This is a genomic window from Desulfoscipio gibsoniae DSM 7213 (genome assembly GCF_000233715.2).
In the GTDB taxonomy this organism is placed as follows: domain Bacteria; phylum Bacillota; class Desulfotomaculia; order Desulfotomaculales; family Desulfallaceae; genus Sporotomaculum; species Sporotomaculum gibsoniae.
On the sequence record NC_021184.1, the window covers coordinates 4,300,824 to 4,321,637 of the forward strand.

The following is a 20,814-nucleotide window of genomic DNA, read 5'->3' on the forward strand; positions in this document are numbered from 1 at the left end:
TTATATGGAAATTGGAACGATAACGGAAACTGCTTACTTAATAACGCTAACTCCGGAAAATATTCTGGCATTAATCGGCATTGGGCTTTTGGGAGGCATATTAAGCGGATTCTTAGGTAGTGGCGGGGCTTTTATTATGACCCCGGCGATGATGAATCTTGGCATCCCGGGAATACTAGCTGTTGCTGCAAATATTACCCACAAGTTTGGCAAGGCTATTCAGGGTGCAAAAAAACATAATGAACTGGGAAACGTTGATAAAAAGCTGGGCATAGTTATGTTTGTTGCTTTATTAACTGGTGTAAAATTAGCATTCCATGCTAATAGTGGTATCTTAAAACAACTTGGAGAAGCTTACTCTGATTTATATATAAATACTATATTTGTTTTGATTTTAAGTTTTGTGACTGTTCTGATAATAATTGATATTATTAAAAGAAGAGGGTCCAGTGATAATTCAACAGCCAAAGTAATGAATACAAAATGGTTGGAAAAATTAAATGTTCCTCCTGTTATATATTTCCCTGTAGCTAAAGTGCATGTGTCGCTTTGGGTAGTTTTACTTGTTGGTCTTACAACCGGTTTCCTGGCTGGCACTGTAGGGGTAGGGGGATTCATCGGTGTCACGGCTATGATCTACATTCTTAGAATGACACCACAAGTAGCCGCGGGAACTGAGCTTTTTTTAGCCATCTTTTCAGGGGCCTATGGAGCCTATTTATATACAATTAATGGTTATCTTGATATTAGAATAGTACTTTTATTATATTTAGGATCGTTAATTGGTATATATATTGGGGCTATAGGTAATAAAATCGTGACTGGCCTGCAAATTCGCATTATTATGGCGATAACTGTTGGGATGGTTACACTTAGCAGGGCAGTTAGCTTACCCGGTAATTTAGTTAAAATTGAATATATATTTTTAAGTGAAAAGACAACGGAAATTCTTCATTTTATAAGTACCATTATTCTTTTTGGCAGTGGGATAATTAGTGTTTTAATGATAACCTATCTGGTGATAAATAATTTATACGGGAAAAAACCTGCCTTCAAGTTATTTAGATAAATTTAACTCAACTGCAAAGATAATAGCCCAAAAACCTGCTGCCGGAATGAAAATCGTATCTACCAGTCCACCAAAAATTCCCCAGTGTGCCTTTGAAATAGCCAGAAATACTTCGTTTAACTGCTTACCGGTTCCCCAACCAGGAAGACCGTTTAAAGCCGGTACGTTTCTAACAAAAATTTCGTGCATTAATCTATACCCCAGCCAGATACGTATCAGGGATATGGTTAAGGCCACCTGGTCAACCTTTTTAGTGTAGACAAAAAGCCCGTAGGCAGTAAATCCTAACAGGACAGCTAAGTCCATACTTACATTTTAATTTTACCGGTTTCAATGACTGCTAATTCAAGTAAGAAATAGACCGCCAGAACAGCGCAGGCTGAAGCTATAATGTGACGGATACCGGGAGTGACAAAATTTAATGTAAGCACCGCTGTGAGGAGTTTGGTCTGGGTAGTTTTGACCGAGCTATACCTTTTCATTAACCAGGCATCAATTCCATAGTACATTCCCGCATTGGTTCCCAGTATAAAGAGGTGTCCCAGTGAGAAAAAGGGTGGGATTCGGGAGTTACCCAGCATCATAATGAATAGATCCAGACTTAGTCCGACTAAAGCCATAGGTCTTGCAAATAAGCCAAAAATGAATGCTAAAGCCAAGATGACCTGTATAGCTACTGCAAAGTAACCCCAAAGGGCGGCGTGGGGATACATGACATTTTGTAGGATCCAGCTAAAAAATTCCCAGGTGCCGGCATTAATTCCGGCATTCCCCTGCTCCATTAAATAACTACTGCCGGCATTGGGACCAAACCAACCCGGGTGAGGCCCGAAGGTAAAGCTCCCTATTTTCCAGTTGTGTCCTATCGTAACTTCATACAACCAGAATAAGCCGAGAAAAATTCGTGTAAATGCAATCCAAGGTCCCACTGTAAAAGGTTGTGTTGTTGGATAAGAATGATGCCGAACAGGGCTAACCAATGAAGACTCCTTGCCAAGCCAAATCGGCTGTGCTGTCGGTTTTTAAGCAGAATGCCAAAACCCATTAAGAAAAAAATCATCCCATAGACAAAGATAACAATACTTGTATTTGTTGCAAAGAATTCATTAAATGATGAAATAACAAGATACCTCTTTCAAACTAGGTAGATGAATTAATTTTACTACATTAAAATCGGCATTACAAAAAGATGTAACGGATAGTATATTATCTTAGATTTCTATTCTAACCGATTCTCTGTTTTAAATGACCTTTAAAAAAATATCTCTTAGCAATTCAATCTACCTCCTCTATCGCAAAGCGATATCGGTCTTAATAATTATTATCATATACTTAAAGGCTTAGCAAACGATAGCTTTAACCCTTTCCTCATTACGTGCACCATAAGCCTGCCCAATAAGAATAGAACTGCCTGCCCCTATGCCAATGACGAAAGATACGCCAAAAAAAATAGCGGAAAGAAGGCTGAAATTGCGGCTAACTCCGTTACACCCAGCCACCTTCCGACAACAATGCTGCCAAACAACTGGCCCACTGACTGCAGCCCATTACTAAGAATTAACGGCAGGAGAAAAACAAGCATGAAGCGCCATACAGGCTGACTCTCAAAAATCTGGGGGCTGCTGTTTGGAATTAACCGCTTCCATTACCTGGTTTTTCTCCTTTTAGAGGTTTATGGTAACCACGCTCTCCATATGGCTGCAGCTTCTCCAGCCACTTCTTTTCAAGCTTTTTCAGCTCATCCGCTTTATCAAAGTAGCCCTCTTTCTTTTCCTCCAAAACCTCAAGCACTTCAAATACAAAGGCATCTTCACCAAATTGATTCCATTCCTCTTGAAGCTGTCTGCTTTTATGCACTCCCCCTCTTAACATACCTCGTTTTCCGTTCAGGGTTTTTAAATTTGGAGTTGAGGCCACAAAAACCTTCTGATTTATGGTATTTCTAATCTGGTAAACTCCGCCTTCAGTTTTCATTTCCTTGTACTGCTGCTTCAATTCTTTTCTGCGATCCATGTCTCCTACCCCCATCCCGTTAGATTCACTTTTTAACCAATACCGACTGCCATCCGGCTTTCTATCTATGAACCCATAATCAACCAAATACCTTCTCAAAGTAACAAAATCATTATAGACAGCGCTTAGTATTTCGTTAACTTCCTTCTCGTTATAAATCTTTTGGACTTCGAATTTCTTGGCAACTTCCCTTAAAACAACTAATCTATTCTTTTCTTTCATTTTTAAAGTCTTCAGAGGGCCATCCGTACCTTCAGGGAAGTATTTTTTAAGTATTTTCTCCCTTTCCTCCTGCGTAAGGTTATAACGATCATCTAGCATCATTGCTGTTTGATGTGGAGGTAAATAGCCCGGAGAGCGGTTATTCTTACCCTTCAAGAGTTCCATGAGCACCAGATATACTTTTGCCTGGCGTTCTTTTTCCTTTAGTACAAAACGGTGATTTCGGATAGTGGAAGCACTGCCTATGTTCAGTTCCTTTTGAATTTCTTTATCGCTTTTACCCTGGTAAAAAAGCTGCAGTAGGCTTTTCTGATGGTCTGTCAGACCTGTAAGCCTTTTATCCAGCTGGATCAGGTAATCAAACACCGATGCATGGTCCTTCTCAATATGAATACGGATATACCTTCCGGCTTCATAGAGAATCCCATCCTCGGAATAAATAATCCCTTTCTCTATTTTTCTACCACAGAGCAGGCAAATAAAATAATTCTCGTTTTCTACATACCCGTCTTTAAGTTCTTCCGTCGAAGCATTCCAGAATTGGTCCGAAATATTCACTATTAAACACATCCTTAAAATGATTGTTCTAGCTATAAACATTTTAATAATGTGTTTGCTTATTGTCAACTATATATAAAGATTCTTCATTAATTATCCTTCTCTACTCCAGGCGGAAGTCGTACTCAACTGGTTGGGTAACGGATGCTCAATTTCTCGCAGGTTATGGAGCACCTTTGCGGCATGTAATTTTATGTTTACTTGCCCACTTTCGCACATAATTCAAAAAAGCAAGAACGGCGGGATATAAATGCATATCTTTAACCGAAACGATATGGCAATTTAACGCAATTGTAGAATTGCCATATTCAACCCGGTACAGGATTCCCGATTTAAGTTCTTGTTCCACTGCATGGTGCGGCAGGAAGGCAGTGCCCATCTGCTCTATAACAAGCTGCTTGATAGCCCCGGAATCGCTTACCTCCGCCCGGTTTTTAAAAGTTAGCCCTTCTTCCTCCAGGTATTGTTCCACTAAATCCCTGGCCGCGGAACCCTTTTCTCTCCAGAGTAACATTTCACCCTTTAGCTCGGCCGCCGTAATATTCGGTCGGACCAGAGGGTGCTGCGAAGAAATAACCAGCACCAACTCTTCTCGAAAAATAGATTCTATATGCAGCGCAGGGTTCATGATGCTTCCGGCTGTAAATCCCAGGTCCAGGTCTCCGCAGGTGACCATGCGCTCTATAGTGGAACTGTTGGCTAATAATAACGATACCTCAATGTGGGGGTGCATTTGCTGAAAGCTTTTCATTATTTGTGGGATTAACAAGCATCCTATGGTAATACCCGCACCTATAAAGACCTGGCCTCGTTCCAGGTCTTTATATTCTGCCAATGTCCTTTCAGCCCGGTCCACCAAATGAAATATGCGGTCGGCGTAATCGAACAAGCTCCTACCGGCATCAGTAAGTTCCACCTGACGGCCCCGCTGCACAAACAAGTCCATGTCCAGGCTTTTTTCTAACGCCGCCACCTGTCGTGATACGGCGGGCTGGCTGATGGCCAGTTCTTCCCCGGCCCGGGAATAATTAAGATGCCTGGCCACGGTGTAAAAGGTTTTTAGGTGGTATAGATTTAATTCGCCCATTGTCTACCCGGCCTCCGGTTTTCTATAATTTAAATGCATACCACTTATATATATGTTGCATTTGAATTATAGTATATACTGTGCTAACCTGTAAACAGTAATCTTAATAACCGGTTTTGTAACTAACAGCAGAATTATTTTAGGATGGTAGGCAACTAATGGACTGAGCGAAATTTCTAAAATTAGCGTGGTGATGTAACAATGAGAAGGGCGGAATTAAGAAGAAAAGCAAGACTTATACTGTGTGTGTCCGACAAAGCAGGTATCGAAGAAATAAAACACGCCTACTGGAAGCTGGCAAAAAAGTTTCACCCCGACCTCAATGGCGGGGACCAGAGCTTAACCGATAAATTTAAGCAAATCACTGAGGCCTATGAAATATTGACGCAGGATAAAAACGACCACAGTTACATTATGGGTAAAAATGAAGTTTGGAACCCAGACAACCGGTCTTTTATGGACGATAAATCGTACTGGGAATGGTGGAAAAAAATGTACGGCGACCTTATATAAAGGGTGACAATTTTATTAATCTGAAAAAAATTTAAATATTTAGTTGTAGGGGGCGCTCTGGTGGTATCGCTCCGCTGCTCTTATGAATGGTAGTTTTTTGGATATATGAGGTAAAAACAGCAAACATTGTCTTATAATATAAAGTAATTCTTGAACGCGAAACATATTACCTAAACGCATACTACCTATGCAAATAAATCATTTGTATTATGCTTACCAATCATGCTATTTTAATTAACAAAATCAGAAAATGCCTTAATAAATTTTTACTTATCGGAGGTGAAACTCATACACGGTTAACTTGATTAATTGTTTGAATCCCGTAAAACTCTACAACTAAGCATACTCTTAGCTTTGAATTATTTAAGTATAATACTTGCGACAACTATTTTTGTCTTTATTACATTAAAATTTAATCAGGCGGAAAAGAAAAATAAATTAGGTATGGAAAAGGTTAGAATAGCTTAATAATGTTACTCATTTATCTCAAAGTTCCAATATAAACAAAGGAGGTTTGGTTTAATGGTTAAAATGGTTGTTTTTCACAGCGGGAATCCAAATTGAAAAAGCTGCCAAATGGCTATAGGTATAGCCAAAAAAATGAAGGAAAAATTCGGTGACAAAATTGAACTAAACATTTATCAAAATGATTCAGAGGAGGCAAAGGGTTATACTCTGTTATCATCTACCAATGTGTTTGTAAATGATCAATTAATTTCCAGGGAAATAGCTTTGGATAAAGAAAACATGTACGACTTCCTTAATAACATCATAAACTAGATACCACAAGACAATAAATAGAATAAAATATTAAGGCCACTATTAATATGTGGCCCATGTTTTTTATTAACTTAATCCATGACCTAAGAGGTTGGGGTCTTACAGGCTATGCGAAGATAAACAGGCTCTAAAGGTCTGAGGTGTGAAGTCTGAAACCGCCCTTACGGGGGTGCACAAACTAAAAAGGGTATAGCAAACAGACCATCCATAGGATGATCTTTAAAAAGCGAGTAGTAACAACCTATGTATTTCCATTAAACCTTAACTACAGAGTACCCGTGCCTTCGAGCTATAAGAATAGCTAGTTCTACTGTGATTTCACGAGATGCGGGTATGAGTTGCGTTTTCTTATAAAGCTCGGGGTTGTAAGGTTCACCATTCTTAAGGATGTGATAAATAGCAGTAAGCAACATTCGTGCAATAGCTATAATAGCACGCTTATGGCCACGCCGCTTTTTAATGGATAAATAGCGGCCCTTGATTTCAGGGTGTTTATCACTTTTAACAACAGCGTTGGCGCACTGTACTAAAAGTGGTTTGATATAAACACCGGCACGAGAAATGCGTACAGAATGTTTTTTGCCCGCACTCTCGTTGTTTTGAGGAGTCACCCCTGCCCAAGAACACAAGTGTTTGGCTGTAGGGAACACAGACATATCAACCCCGATTTCTGAGATTATAGCGATAGCAGAAAAAGGATTTTTGATACCTGGTACAGTAGACACTAAGTCACGTTCCTTGGCATAAGGCTCCGACAGCGAAAGGATTAAGGATTCAAGATTGGACTTGCATTTTTCCAATCCGTTGTAATGCTGAAGGATAATATTTATTTTCCGCTGTTGCTCGAGTGTAATCATCCCGTCTAAAGCAAGGCGGATCTTATCCACCTTACCCAGCATAGATGCGTGAAGAAGAGGAACAAAATCGAAATCCTTATCATCAGGATTTTCAAGCAAGTAGTCAATGATTCTCATTGAACTCTTACCGAAAGTATCAGACACCACATTGGCAAGTTGGATATTTGATACAGTAAGACAATTTTGAATCCGGTTCTTCTCGCTGGACTTAAAGTTTGTGAGCTTAAAACGGTAACGCATTAAGTCACGCAATTGACGAATTGGAAGGGGCGGCATAAAGCTTCCGGCAACGAGGTCGTGCTTAAACAGGTCAGCAATCCACTTGGCATCCTTTTTATCAGTTTTTTTGCCGCGAATCGCCTTGACGTACTTTGGGTGGGCCAGGGTGATTTTACAGGTGGCTTCCAAAATATTGTACACAGGTATCCAATACTTGCCGGTGGATTCCATGCAAACGTCTGTGCAGGAATTAGAGGTAAGCCACTCTGACAGCTTTCGCAAATCGTTAGTGAAGGTAGAAAAACGATGGGATTTGTAAGTGGTAATCCCTTTGTCGTTGGTAAAGGCAATACAGGCAATAAGAAACTTTTTATGGACATCAATTCCACAACAGATTGGGTAAACAATTTTTAACATCAAAGTCTCCCTTCGCAAAAGATTATTGAGAGAAGCAGGCATTGACTGACTGTCCAGCTATAAACGAGTTGTTTATACAAAGATAAGTCTTCGTGCTCTGAAGGCACACTTATTTGTGCTTGAAAGGACAGTCTACACATATAATAATGCGGTCTGCTCCCAAAAGAGTAGCGCACTCACCTCCACGTGATTTGTAGTTGCCTGTTATCTCAACAATATAGTTTTAAAACAAAAAAAGCTCGAAAGCAACGGTTTCATGCCGTTTTGTGCCTTGAGCGAAGCGAAAGGAATGGGAATAATAATGAAGAATCAATCGTTAAACGTCAAACTTACATCTTACTCACCGGGTTCGGGGTGAGCATGCAAGATAGGTCCTGCGGACCTGGCGCAAGTTCTGCGCTGCCTACCCCCGGTGAGAGACCCCAATGTCCTGGCCGGTCGGGATGATAACGCTGCGGTATACAAGCTTAATGATGAATTGGCCATGATCCAAACCATTGACTATATCACCCCGGTGGTCGACAACCCCTACCAGTTCGGGATGATTGCCGCGGCCAACGCTCTCAGCGACATATACGCTATGGGCGGCAGGCCGGTGACCGCCCTGAATATCATCGGGTTTCCCAACCAGAGCCTGCCCCTGTCCATTATGGAGGACATCATTAGAGGCGGGGCGGATAAAGCCGCCGAAGCCGACGTCACCATCGTCGGCGGGCATTCCATTACCGACAGCGCCCCAAAGTACGGCCTGGCGGTTACCGGTTTTGTGGATCCGGGCCGGATGGTGGGAAAAAACGGTGCCAAACCGGGAGACCGGTTGATTCTTACCAAGCCGCTGGGTGTTGGGGTAATTACCACCGGTATAGACCATAAGCTGGTGCATGAAGACCAAGTGGTAAGAGTTACGGATATTATGCTGACACTGAACCGGCGGGCTTCGGAGATTATGTTGGAGGTCGAGGTCAATGCCTGTACCGACGTGACGGGGTACGGACTGCTGGGGCACCTACGGGAAATAGCCGTCGCCAGCGGGGTAGGGGCCCGGGTTAACGCATCCACGGTGCCCGTGCTTCCGGAAACGGAAAAGTTGGTCCGAGCCGGCGCGGTGCCCGGGGGCACCCACAACAACTACCGCTATCTTCGTGACATGGTGCAGTGGGACCCGGCACTGTCAAGTGAGATGAGGCTGATTCTTTGCGATCCGCAAACCTCCGGCGGTTTATTGATGGTTGTGTCCCGGGAAAATGTGGACCGCCTGCTAGCCGCTTTGCGCAAAGACCCGGAAGTGGTACTGGCGGAGGAAATAGGAGAAATAGTAAGCGACCCCGGGTTTATCAATGTCATTGCCTAATAATAGTTAAAAGGAGGATTTGCAATATGATTAAGATTACTGTTTACTCCAATACACCCGCCGGCAAAGGTTGACAGGGCTTAATAGCCCTGGCCGGGGAAGTCAGGGGAAAATACCCGCAGCAGGTGGAAGTGGAAGTGATATACCCTTCGCAGCTGCCCGGGGTTAAAAACCTGCCTAAGGCACCTGCTATTGCCGTGAGTAGTAAAGTTTTTGATAAAAATGCCACTTTTGATGATATTGAGAAAGAACTTAACGTCTGATTTCACAATACTTAAAAATAAAAGGAGCGGGGCGGTAAATTTTCAAATGTTTATTTCCCGCTCCGAACGTGCGCCTCAAAATAGAGTTAACCCTCCGTTAAGTCCAAGAATAGAAAAGTGTTGGGTTGACGGTAAATTGATTTTAATATTTGAAATTGACTGGAGTCCGAAAGTACACCAAATCACCGATGGACGATATCTGCTCCGGGTAGTGAACAACAATAAGAGGAGCCGGGCAACCCTGTTGATTTAATGGCGAAAAAGTTGGTTCCGGTACTAAAAGCAAAAGGGGTTATTACAAATGCCGACCTAAGGGGCTTAATGCAAATCTCCCGCCCTGAGGCCACTCGCCGGCTGGCCGCTCTTGTTAATGAGAGTTATCTAGTTTTGAAGGGAAAGAAGTACATAGCTGGCCCCAAGATTATCCCATTAATTAAAAAAGACATTTAGTTTATTTATGATTCATCTTGATTCATCCTGATTCATTGGGCTGCAATCCAGAGTATGTGCGATATAGTGGTAGATAATTTATCATTTTCGACTTATTTTCTAAACGACTGTCCCGAAAATTTGTAAGAAAAAACCATCCTTACAAATTTTCCCAAAGAGGGACTGTCCCTGGACACGTTATTTATTGATTTAGCTTATTAACGCAGCGAGGAACAGACCCTTTATAGGAGAATCCGGAAGACTATTCAGATCTTCTGAATTCTCCGGACACGAAACATAGCCTAGAGCGTCAGTTGACCGACTTAGCCAATAAAACCTCACGCCTCCGCTATAATTGTATTAATAATATTAACTTAATCCTTTGCCTCGAAAGGCACTAAATATCGGCATGATACTCTGTCCACTCTTTGTCACGATCGAAACTTCTTTTTATCGTTTGCACTAAATCCTTTAGGTTTTTTACTTCCTTGCTGATCTCGCTGCCCATCTCAAGTTGAGCTCTTGTGGCGTTAGTCAAGAAACGGAAATTGGCATTTTTGGCAATCCAAGCTGCAATGTCTGCGCCTGCAAGTAGAACTACACAGTGATCGCCCGCGCCTCGAGCCCCTCTACCGATTCCCTGCTCGATACGTTGTGCTAGCATCCGTGTAATAGAAACGCCACCATACAGAGCACTCGCTCGAAAAAGCTCATAACTTGAAGTTCCCGATGGAAGGCCGCTCATAACTAGTAGACGGCACGAATCACCAGGTAGATCTATCCCATCATATCGGTTTGCAAACACAGCGGGGCCATAAGTTTTTCCTGTCTGCAACTCCTCTACAAGATTTTCGACATTGTGAGACCCTTCTGCTAGGGTTGCAACTTCTGACCATTGTGCAGCCGCCTTGCTTGATGGAGCGAGGATCACGGCCCCAAGCTTAAGTTTCGCCGTCCATTCAACCAATTTTTCAATAGCTTTCTTTAAATCGAACTTGAATGGCATCAAGTCGGGGATTAAGATCATTCGCTCACTAACACCAGCTAGCGACCTAGAAGTTAGTGCGTTTTTAACAGATTCTGGGTTGGCATCGAAAGTACGAACTATCTCGCTGTCAGCTTTAACAAAAAAAAGGGCTATATGTCGAATGAATATTTTCAGCTTAAGAACTAAAAATTAAGCGCCATACTTTGGGAGAATTGAAAGCCCCCCGGCCCCCTGAATGGGGACCGGGGGTTGATGGGTTGAATTGAAGGACCCCAGAACAGGTTAGTGCGCCCGCAAAGCCAGAGCAGTAATTTTAGACCCAAAGCGGCTTTACCAACACTTCGGCCGATATGCAAAGATCCCTCGGAGTCAGGGCATGCACGGCTAATAAAGCCATGAATTATCAGGCCCGACTCAGAGAAGTACCCGATAGCTGGACCTAGTAATATATGGCTTCCTTTCATAGTCCCGCTCCAAGCCAGGGCGGGAAACATGCAGTGGAAAAGCGTAAATCAATTATCCGGGCAAGTTAAACTTCAAAAGCACCCTTCACATGCTTAAACTGCACATCCGGCAACACCTTAAAGTGAGCTTTACCGCATCTTATCTTATCCCACTCGCTTTCACGCAACTTGGCCGGGTCAGTGGTAGATTTGGTTTCACTCACCAAATATAGCTTTTCTTCCTCTCCTTCCGCCTGTTTAACTATGGCCCAGTCGGGATTATATGTGCCCAGCGGGGTGTCCACTTTAAACCAGCGCGGCAGTTTAATGAATAGCTTGATATCGTTGCGGCTGTCCAATTCCCGAGCAAAATCATACTCCACATCAGAATCAAATTCAATCGCGTCATAGATGGATTTTTTCACTTCCAGCATGCGGCTTATATATCCCTGAATTTCATGACGGGGATCAGCAAAAAGAAACATTTCGTATTCAGCCCCGGCAATACGTTCATATTTAATACCATCAACCATAATATCGTTTAATGTTTTACGTATCGCCCGGGTGGCCTGTTCCAGGAACCGCTGGGGATTTATCATTACATCACCCAGCCTGCCCGACCTGATGAGCATATCGGCAATGGTACCGCGAGTCAGTTCGGTTTCCCGCTGAATATAGCCTATTAAATCAGGTATTTGCAACGCTTTATAGGTAACATTACTTTCCTGCACCGCTAGCATGCGCTCGGTTACCCCTTGTTTGGTAATATCCAGGCCCATTTTTTGGGCAATTATTTTGGGGCTTTCGATAGCCGACATGTGGCGCACTGCCCGGGCGGCTCGGACAATCAGATCCGCTGTTTCATATTCAACGGAATAACGGGTTTTGTGTTTTATTCGCTCCCACAGAGTCAGAAAATTTTCATCCAGCCGCCAGCCTTTTTTCAGGTGGGCTTTGCGGCGTTCCCGCTTGTTGCCTATGCGGCCGCCGTCAAATTTAACGCCACATTCTTCCTCTATCTCGGTCTGCAGCGCCCGGGCAAAATCTTTGTAACTTTCATTGGCCACCACAGTTAAGCGGTTGATATTTCCTCCAATACCCGGTTGCCCGTTTCATCCACTGGTAGCCTTAAACCACGCCCAATTTCCTGACGTTTTTTAATTTCCGAACGGGTTTCGTTAAGCGTGCAAATTTGAAACACATTGGGGTTATCCCAGCCCTCCCGCAGCGCGGAGTGGCTAAAAATAAAGCGCAACGGTTCTTTTACGGAAAGTAATCTTTCCTTGTCCTGCATAATCAGTTCATAGACCTCATCATCAGCTTTGGTACTCCCGCTAGTGTCCTTGGGTACCCCTTTTTGATTCTGAGCAAAATAACCGTTATGCACCAGTTCCACCGGCGGCAGATGCAGCGGTTTGTACAGTGGATTGGCCGCTAGCCCCTGGTATATCTCTTCAAACCAGAGGCGGATTTTACCGTCCACCGGCGCGTAATTGGCTACCCGATCAATGAAAAACAAAGATAACACTTTAAGCCGCCTACCTTCGGGCAGCATTTGCATTATTTCCAATTCTTTATTTAGGTGGTTTTTTAACGTTTCCCTGATTTGCGCCTTCATTATTTCATCAGTATAACCACCGATGCTCTGACCGGTTTTCAAGGTGACCCCGTTCGTAAAAGCAATAAAACCCAGCCCGGCATCAATACCAGCCACTATATATCCTTGATACGCTTCCCGGCCACCGGTCAAATCAAACAAATCGACGCCGTTTTTGCTAACCGATACCGTAGTGCGCTTGACCGCGCCGCCCCGTTGCACGTCAATGGTCAGCCTGGCGGTGATCTTTGTTTTGGTAGCTTTGATTGATTCCACTCTGATGAAAGGCCGGTTGAAATCAGGCTCATCCAGAATGGAATCTACTTCTATCCGTTTGACTAAATGCATATCGTAAGCCTTAACCGGGTCCAGGCGATACATTAAATTATAAAGATTACGGTGGGTGGCTGAATACCGCAGGGTGCACAGGGGACTCAGGCTGGCGATGGCATTCTTCGCCTGCGCGCTTTCCATGTTTTGCGGCTCATCTACAATGACTATGGGGTTAGTAACTTGTATAAATTCAATGGGCTTGCGTCCCGAAAGCCGATCGTTATCTTTATGAATGACGTTGTTGTCCTTTTTATTGAAGGCATCTATGTTGATGACTAAAATCTGCAGCTGGTTGGCGTTGGCAAACTGCCTTAATGAAGACACCTGTTTGGAATTATACACCCAATAATCAAAGGGCTGGTTACCGTAGATATCCTGAAAATGTTCCCAGGTGATTTCGATATTTTTCAGCACACCCTCACGAATGGCCACACTGGGCACCACGATGGTGAATTTATTAAATCCATATTGTATGTGCAGTTCCCAAATGGTACGCAAGTATACATAAGTTTTCCCCGTACCGGTCTCCATTTCCACGGAAAAATTCATACCGTCCAAAAACTTAGATTTTTCCAGGTTGTGTTGTTCCTGAACCTTTTGCACATTGGCAAGAATTGTCTCCCGATCGAGGGTTAGCCGATTGCCAACACCTAATTCAGTAAAGAGCACACCTTGCTCTCCGGACATATTTATTTCAAACTTTCCTTGTGCCCGGGGCTGGCCTTCAAAGATATTTACTATGGCATTAATGGCGTCCAGTTGAAACTGCTGGTGGCTATCAAATTTTATTTTCATCGTGTATCACCTTATACCGTGCGGAATTGGATATCGTACGACTTCATTTCCAGCACTGTATTGGTCTTAAGCTTGTCCTGGCCATGAAAGGCGGTATCCAAACATATTACTTGCCGGGGCTGCAGTTTCATCATGCTCCGCAGGGTTTCGCGATTGATGACCTGCTCCGGGCAGATTAATAACTGCCCGCCGGCAACGGAAAACACTTCCTGCCCGGCTGCAGCTATTTTACTAACCTCGGTCGTTAAAGGTAGCCCCGCTTTTAATAATATCTCGTAAAGGATATCCAGCTGGGAGCGGTCCGGCTTAAGATTATCGGCAAAAAGGGTTAGTTGTTTAGCCAATTCATCAGCATCTCGCGATGCTTTGGCTGTATCCCAGATTTTAAAGTTGCTGGAGGTAAGTTTGAAAAATTTAAAGCCACGATCTAGCTGTGCTCTTTCTTTGTCGTTTCCTTCATTAAATTTATTAATAAAATTGCAAATACGTACTTTAGCAATGTCCATTAGTGATTTAAGTTTATCCTCTCGGACAGGTAATTCTTCCGGTAATTGTACACAAATAAAATGTCTATTACCGTCATCTTCATAATTTTGTTTTAGCACTGCGTGGGCAGTAGAGGCACTGCCGGCAAAGAAATCTAAAACAATGTCATTATCCGATGGTTTAGTAGCTAATTTTAAAATCCGCTGGATTAACTTTGTTGGTTTTACAGTATCAAGTACATTATCAGTATTCTTAAATGAAACATACTCTAATAGTTCTTTTTTTGCTTCCTGCGTGTGGCCGACCTCCTTATACTTCCATAAGGTTTGTGGCACAATTCCTTGTTTAACCTCCGAAAGAAAACGCTTTAAAGCAGGCATATTATCGCCTCTAGGCCCCCACCAAATGCGATCATCACGATCAAGTTCTAAAAACTTATCATATTTTACTAGCCAATATCTTCCGATTGAGGGCTTGAATTTTTTGCCACCTGGACTAACAACTTCATATTGCCCTTCACTATAATAATTACGCGCTGTTAAATCTCCCGGTTTCCAAGGACCACGCGGGTCGTTGTCAGGGTTATCATACCTGGAGTTGGCTTCCTCAGTTCTTGGCAACAAATTAGGACGCCATAAATCTCCATTTCGTGCATAAACAACGATATAATCATGATCCTCTGAAAAATGACGAGCTGTATTCTTAGGTGAATATACTTTTTGCCATATTATTGTACTGATAAAATTCTCTTCCCCAAAAATCTCATTCATCAACAACCTTAAATTATGTACCTCGTGATCATCAATGGAAACAAAAATAACCCCGTCTTCCCGCAATAAGTTCCTGGCCAAGAAAAGCCTGGGGTACATCATATTAAGCCACTTGGAATGATACCGGCCGTCTGTCTCGGTGTTGGTCGTTAACTTAATTCCATCACCATTCATTTGTCCCGAATAACGCAGGTAATCCTCCAGGCCTTCCCGGAAATTATCAGGGTAAATAAACTCATTTCCCGTGTTATACGGCGGGTCAATGTAAATCATCTTAACCTTGCCGTGATAACTTTTTTGCAAAAGCTTGAGCACTTCCAGGTTATCGCCTTCGATAATCAAATTTTCGGTGGTATCAAAGTTTACCGACTCTTCGGACACCGGCACCAGAGTGCCGACACTAGGCGTTTGAATGTTCTTGATGGCTTCCGACTTACCTGCCCAGGTTAAGCCGTAACGCTCCCGACCCAGGTCTACTTCTTCCCCCAGAGCCTGCTTTAAGGCCTCAAAATCAATTATGCCCTCCCGAAAAGCCTCCGGTAACAAATCTCGAAGTGTATCTAATCTTTCCGCCAGAATATCTTTTGAACGTAAATCAATTTTTTCGGATTCAGCCATGTCTTGTACCTCTCCTTAAGAAGCAATACGTTAAAACTTGCCTACCTTATGTTAGTGCCATCTATAATCATTAACAGGAAAGATCTGTTAGAACCGCATCATTACTACTCTCGCCATTAGTGCTAGCCAAGTCATTTATATCCTTTAGATGTAACTTCATTAAACAAGTGAAACACCTTTGCCCTATGTCATAATATTTCTACTTAAGATTCTTCAAACCTTTATTGACATATTGGGGTAATTTCTTTAGATCAGGACTTTCTCCTGCCCTTATTAATACCCCCGACTGGGTGTTTAGGGTAAGCGTATTTTATTTATACCGCCCTCGATAACGATTTATCGGGTACTTCTTAGCATTAACCATTACTTTTTCCCGTATGGCCGTGGACAAATCAATACCAGTGGCGTTAGCTAGTGAAAGGCAATAAATAACAACGTCAGCCAGTTCCTCCCGTACCCGCTCATGGGGTATACCGGCAGTATCGGTGCCGTCAATCCATTGGAACAGTTCCATTAACTCAGCAGCTTCAATGGCAATGGACATGGACAGATTCTTGGGGCTATGGAACTGCTTCCAACGGCGCTCTTCCACAAAATTATCTACTAGGTCTTTAAGCTGCTGAATATTAGTGGTAACATCAGACATTAGCCAAAACCTCCTTGATATACTTAAGCAAAAATCAGGAAGCTGTATTTCTTATTGCTTTTATTTGTTATTCCAGACTAATAAGCAATTTGAATTACTCAAAATAAGATGCTAAGTCTTTAAATAATATTAACACACCTTCGGGGTAATGCTTTGGTCATTAACAACAAAACCAGGTATTTTACCTGGTTTAACAGAAAACAGAAAACAGTTATTTTTTTAAGTACTATGGCTACATTTGGGAGCAACCCCATCATGGGACTTCCCTAATATCACTCTATCGCCTATAAACTGATCATAGGGATGAATGCTACTTGTGGGGTATACCAGTACTGCTTCCTTATAATTCTTAGCTATGGCATAGGTAGCTACTTGGGATACATCACCGGGCAGTGGTGTATGGTTGGTTTATAGTAAGTAGATCTTTTGCCTCCGGGCGGTTACAGAGGAGAGATTATATAAATTAATTCATTATAACAAAACTATTTCATGGAAAGGAAAACCCGCCTTTTAAAATAGGCGGGTTTGATAGCGTATGGTATGTTAGCACATTTGTAGACCTAAATAGCAGATTTCAATGTCTTATTTTGTTGCATTCCTTTAATACGACTTATTAGGTTGCTTGTTTCTAATTGGCGATTAAAAATAACCTCTTCATATTCTGAAGTTTTCATAATGACTTTTTGGAGATTGTCATTAAAATCAAAATAATAATAAAAGATCGCTTGGGTTTGTTTGTCTAATTGGCATTTCATGGATACTAATATTCCATCATTGTGTTTTGAGTAATTCACATATTCATAGTTATCTAATTTGACATTATCAACAAGATTATGAGGAGTTAGTATGGGTGAAAATAGGAGTTCATAAAGTTGTTGTATCTTGTCCTCCATTATTAACACCCCCCTTCCCTCGCAAAACAGATAATTTACTTCTACGCTTGACCTGTAAATTCCTCCAAAACCTTAATTAAATATTCTTCAATCTCATCTAATTTTTTTTCAGCCAGATCCCAATCCGATGTAACCCAGTCCTGTCTTTTGGCACCAATCATATCCTTTAGTACAGTATTAATGTATACAGCTAGAAACGCACCGTTATTCTTATAATTTATAGGTATCCAAAAATACTTCCCCTTAAAAATTCTACAAGAGCTTAAATCTGTAGATTCTTTATCTAAGGAAAACTGGTCTAACAATGAGGGTACAATATCTTCCTTTATTCGAGAATCAATGCCGGTTCTTTTTCGTTTTATAAATAAGTCTGGCCGTCTTATAGTTGAGGAAATGCCTTTCGATTGGGCAATTACTTTGCGTGCCTCTTCAATTGGTATATTTAAGATTTGTTGAATGGCTTTCAATTTCTCAAGTTCTTCTTCTTCCTCACGTTTTCGCTGTTCAATAATCTTTGTAGTTAAATAAGTGTCACCTATTAGTTTGCCAATTCCCTCCTCTGTAGCAATACCATAACTCGTATCCTTTGGTTTACCCTTTTTGTCAACGTACGAATCATCCTCTTCATTATCTAAGTTAAGAGAGGCAAGATATTTAATTGTTTCACTCTCTTGAATCTCCTTTTTGTAATACTCCCACAAATCATCAAGGTTTAGTTCTTTATGACAAATAATTTGTGCTATACTATCTGAGACCCGTGTTACCTCTTTATCTGGTAGGGCTCTTAAAATTCTCCCTATAAATTGAGCATAAGGGAGCTGTGACCGAAACGGTCTAAAAATTGCAGCTATTGATAAATATGGGTGATCGTATCCTTCTCCTAGCATGGCAACGTTTATTACCACATTAACTCTATGATTCTCAATATCTGATAATGCCTTTTCCTTATCATCTTTACTTAATCTACTATGTATAATTGCCGATTTATAACCATGCTTTTCGTATAGTTCCTTAATTTGTTCTGCGTGTTTTATGCTACAAGCTACCGCGATAATTTTATGTGGTACTGTGTTTTGATTTGATAACTTATTCTCTAAGAGTTTTACTGATTCAACTATAACCTTTTCGGAACATTCTGGTGAATACGCTACAGTACGACTTACCCAATCTTGATCTCTTATGCCCATTTGGAGAATTTGCTCAACAGTATATTGTTTTAAACTATCATCATCAAGAGTAAGGTATAATTTATCAGGTATATAGAAAAATTTTTCCAAGCTTTTAACATAACCGTGAGCCATTGCAGCACTTAACTTATATTCATAAGTAATGTCGCCAAAAATTTTTTTCTTATCTGTTCTGTAAGGTGTGCCAGTAAGTTTAATTACTTTTGCGTTATTAAAGTGCCTTAACACTTCAACCCAAGTAAGGGCAGTGGAATGATGTGCTTCATCTATTATTATTAAGTCAAAAAAGTTAGATGGTAGCCTATTCATAAGACTGTTGGCAAGCCTTTCTTGAAGTTTTTGGACATTAACCACGACTATATTTGTTAGTTCTAACCATTCATCTTTTGTTTCCTTACCTTCATATTCGATTAAATTTGGTAATTCCTGAATTCTGGTGAAAACATCATATTTTAGCCAAAAATTTGCTGGATATTCTGGGTCGAGTGAACCAACGACATTATCTTTAATAACTAATTGTGGTGTAATAATTAATACTCGACCCTTAGATATCCCATAAGGGAGGAGCCCCATTAAGCCTGTTTTACCAACACCTGTTGGTAAAACAATGATTGCATGTGAGGTTTTGTTATCTATAACAAAATGTTCAAAAGCTTTAGAATAAGCATTTTTTTGTGGTTCCCTCAATTTTTTATTTTCTTCTATATTAGGTGAAGAAGTTAAGAAGTAATGAGGATCATATATAAACTCCATTTAATTTACCTTCTTTCGCAATCAAAGTTACTTGAAAATATGTTGTTTTTGTCAAATCCCTTTTAAACTTCAGAACCCACGTTCATGGCGTAGGCATTTTTTGTTAAATTATGTTTCGACGAGAAAAGAGAAATTCCTGTTAATATTCACATCTATTCCAAAGATAATTTGATTATAACTAAGCAAAGTACAACTACTTGGTAACCGGTATTTAATTGTTTAATCAAACCTTATAGTATTAAAACTTATTATATATGCCGCCCCTCGGACCAACTACAAGCACTATAAACAATGTGGTTTTTTATTGATTTTATATACTGTACGGTAGTTGCCGATGCGCAGCCGGTAGAGTCCTTCTAGTTAACCAGTTAATTGTTGCTCTGACAAATGATTAAACTTTTTTTATACAATGACCGCCAGCTTTGATATTATCAATACCCCTTGGTGTTTATGCTTCGGATAGTATATAAAAAATTTACCGGCATCGAAGCCGGTATTTAATATGTAATAATTATGGTTTACATACCCCACAAGGAACGTAGCCCTGCGCCTGTGCATCAGCAGCATCTATAAACCAAATCGCATTCTCCGGGGATATGCTTTCTGCATATCGGCAATCAGGATAGTAGTATTTATTTGATTTCGTACTGCCAACAAACTTCCCGTTTGATATCGATACCGGAGTTGGTTGCGGATCAGTCTTAACTGGTGCCGGTTGCACTACTGGCTGTGGTGTAATACTAGCCCTTTGGGTTTTAACTTTATATGATTTACCATCGGTGGTTATCACTATATTCCCGTTCAAGTCTGTACGGTAGACTTTTGCACCGGCATTTTGCAACCTTTGAACTGTTTCACCCGCCGGGTGTCCATAGCTGTTATCTGCACCCACACATATGATTGCTACTTCCGGGCTAACCTTGTTTATGAATGCAGCGGAAGATGATGTACTGCTGCCGTGGTGACCGACTTTAAGGATCTCTGCTTCCAGGTTTCCGGATAGGGCTGCTTCTGCTGGTCCTTCAGCGTCGCCAGTGAACAGAAATTCAATATCACCAGTATCCAACCGGCAGATTACCGAATAGTCATTGGTATCGTCCCAGGTTTCCGGGCCGGTGAGTACTTAGAGGGATATGCTCCCGAAAGTATAAGTGCTACGATTGTCTTCCTGATAAACTGCACCTTCTTTTTGAACTGCAATTTCATATTCGCTGTATATTTGACTATCTGTAAAGTATCCGCTATCAACTATCTTCTCTACCTCAAAGACATTCAGAGGCCGGAATTCCCCCGATATGGTCCTTATATATAGATATGAATTCATAATCCTTATATACAATGGTATTTATCGATACATACCAAGTTAATAAAGAAAAAACTGTTTTTTATTTTATTACTTTGTAAAGGTTAATGATTGCATTTAAGAAATAATTAAAAGAATGGCTAATTATTCATTGAAATTACCACTCCAATTTCTTATGTCGTATAATAGAGATGATGTGTCTTAATGAATGTTTGTCTATAGAA

Annotated in this window: 19 protein-coding genes; 5 read left to right on the forward strand and 14 right to left on the reverse strand. The window is 41.3% G+C overall.

The genetic code is table 11. From position 1 onward, the window contains the following. The first annotated feature begins 4 nt into the window (after positions 1–4). Positions 5–1,069 carry a sulfite exporter TauE/SafE family protein gene (locus tag DESGI_RS20035; RefSeq protein ID WP_006521484.1) on the forward strand — a complete coding sequence of 355 codons (1,065 nt, stop codon included), beginning with the start codon at positions 5–7 and terminating at the stop codon, positions 1,067–1,069. On the opposite strand, the gene DESGI_RS24915 is transcribed toward DESGI_RS20035, so the two are convergent. The 5 genes from DESGI_RS24915 to DESGI_RS20055 all read right to left on the reverse strand — a co-directional run bounded on the left by DESGI_RS24915 (position 1,058) and on the right by DESGI_RS20055 (position 4,949). Continuing rightward, positions 1,058–1,258 carry a hypothetical protein gene (locus DESGI_RS24915; RefSeq protein ID WP_157872830.1) on the reverse strand — a complete coding sequence of 67 codons (201 nt, stop codon included), beginning with the start codon at positions 1,256–1,258 and terminating at the stop codon, positions 1,058–1,060. The genes DESGI_RS20035 and DESGI_RS24915 overlap by 12 nt on opposite strands. Before the next feature lie 119 nt (positions 1,259–1,377). After that, positions 1,378–1,851, reverse strand: coding sequence for a DoxX family membrane protein (locus DESGI_RS20045; RefSeq protein WP_157872831.1), 474 nt, complete (start codon positions 1,849–1,851; stop codon positions 1,378–1,380). 558 nt (positions 1,852–2,409) lie between these two features. Continuing rightward, entirely contained in the window at positions 2,410–2,568 is a 159-nt protein-coding gene (locus DESGI_RS26325) for an MATE family efflux transporter (RefSeq protein WP_337833188.1), read from the reverse strand. A 133-nt stretch (positions 2,569–2,701) separates the two neighbouring features. Next, complete coding sequence (locus tag DESGI_RS20050) at positions 2,702–3,862, reverse strand: DUF2087 domain-containing protein (RefSeq protein WP_006521481.1); 1,161 nt, start codon at positions 3,860–3,862, stop codon at positions 2,702–2,704. 163 nt (positions 3,863–4,025) lie between these two features. Then, a complete protein-coding gene (locus DESGI_RS20055; protein WP_006521480.1) occupies positions 4,026–4,949 on the reverse strand; it encodes a LysR family transcriptional regulator in 924 nt (307 codons plus the stop codon). Positions 4,950–5,150: 201 nt separating this feature from the next. Here DESGI_RS20055 and DESGI_RS23400 point away from each other — a divergent pair, with 201 nt between their 5' ends. Further along, positions 5,151–5,462, forward strand: a complete 312-nt coding sequence (locus DESGI_RS23400; RefSeq protein WP_006521479.1) for a J domain-containing protein — start codon at positions 5,151–5,153, stop codon at positions 5,460–5,462. A gap of 522 nt (positions 5,463–5,984) precedes the next feature. Further along, positions 5,985–6,242 (forward strand): HSGNPxU motif (seleno)protein TsoX, encoded by a 258-nt coding sequence (tsoX, locus tag DESGI_RS20065; RefSeq protein WP_337661184.1) that lies wholly within the window; start codon positions 5,985–5,987, stop codon positions 6,240–6,242. A gap of 254 nt (positions 6,243–6,496) precedes the next feature. On the opposite strand, the gene DESGI_RS20070 is transcribed toward tsoX, so the two are convergent. Next, the gene (locus tag DESGI_RS20070; protein WP_006521477.1) at positions 6,497–7,735 is read right to left on the reverse strand and encodes an IS110 family RNA-guided transposase; all 1,239 of its coding nucleotides are present in this window, start codon (positions 7,733–7,735) and stop codon (positions 6,497–6,499) included. 301 nt (positions 7,736–8,036) lie between these two features. On the opposite strand from DESGI_RS20070, the gene selD reads away from it, so the two are divergent. Both selD and DESGI_RS26250 read left to right on the forward strand, forming a co-directional pair. Continuing rightward, entirely contained in the window at positions 8,037–9,086 is a 1,050-nt protein-coding gene (gene selD / locus DESGI_RS20075) for a selenide, water dikinase SelD (RefSeq protein ID WP_015618015.1), read from the forward strand. Between the two features lie 137 nt (positions 9,087–9,223). After that, positions 9,224–9,349: a hypothetical protein gene (locus tag DESGI_RS26250; RefSeq protein ID WP_281168064.1), complete on the forward strand. Its 126-nt coding sequence runs from the start codon at positions 9,224–9,226 to the stop codon at positions 9,347–9,349. Positions 9,350–10,175: 826 nt separating this feature from the next. Here the strand turns inward: DESGI_RS26250 and DESGI_RS20085 are convergent. The 8 genes from DESGI_RS20085 to DESGI_RS20120 form a co-directional block, all read right to left on the reverse strand. Beyond that, entirely contained in the window at positions 10,176–10,805 is a 630-nt protein-coding gene (locus tag DESGI_RS20085) for a helicase C-terminal domain-containing protein (protein ID WP_006521473.1), read from the reverse strand. Positions 10,806–11,295: 490 nt separating this feature from the next. After that, on the reverse strand, positions 11,296–12,276 hold the full coding sequence (locus DESGI_RS25905; protein ID WP_245561125.1) for a restriction endonuclease: 981 nt from the start codon (positions 12,274–12,276) through the stop codon (positions 11,296–11,298). 5 nt (positions 12,277–12,281) lie between these two features. Beyond that, entirely contained in the window at positions 12,282–13,934 is a 1,653-nt protein-coding gene (locus DESGI_RS25910; protein ID WP_006521471.1) for a DEAD/DEAH box helicase family protein, read from the reverse strand. A gap of 11 nt (positions 13,935–13,945) precedes the next feature. After that, positions 13,946–15,808 carry a site-specific DNA-methyltransferase gene (locus tag DESGI_RS20100; RefSeq protein ID WP_006521470.1) on the reverse strand — a complete coding sequence of 621 codons (1,863 nt, stop codon included), beginning with the start codon at positions 15,806–15,808 and terminating at the stop codon, positions 13,946–13,948. A gap of 310 nt (positions 15,809–16,118) precedes the next feature. Then, positions 16,119–16,454 (reverse strand): nucleotide pyrophosphohydrolase, encoded by a 336-nt coding sequence (locus DESGI_RS20105; RefSeq protein ID WP_006521469.1) that lies wholly within the window; start codon positions 16,452–16,454, stop codon positions 16,119–16,121. Between the two features lie 560 nt (positions 16,455–17,014). Next, on the reverse strand, positions 17,015–17,347 hold the full coding sequence (locus DESGI_RS20110; RefSeq protein ID WP_006521468.1) for a hypothetical protein: 333 nt from the start codon (positions 17,345–17,347) through the stop codon (positions 17,015–17,017). Between the two features lie 41 nt (positions 17,348–17,388). After that, entirely contained in the window at positions 17,389–19,287 is a 1,899-nt protein-coding gene (locus DESGI_RS20115) for a DEAD/DEAH box helicase (RefSeq protein ID WP_006521467.1), read from the reverse strand. A gap of 511 nt (positions 19,288–19,798) precedes the next feature. After that, complete coding sequence (locus DESGI_RS20120) at positions 19,799–20,353, reverse strand: Ada metal-binding domain-containing protein (RefSeq protein WP_006521466.1); 555 nt, start codon at positions 20,351–20,353, stop codon at positions 19,799–19,801. Positions 20,354–20,814 lie beyond the last annotated feature (461 nt).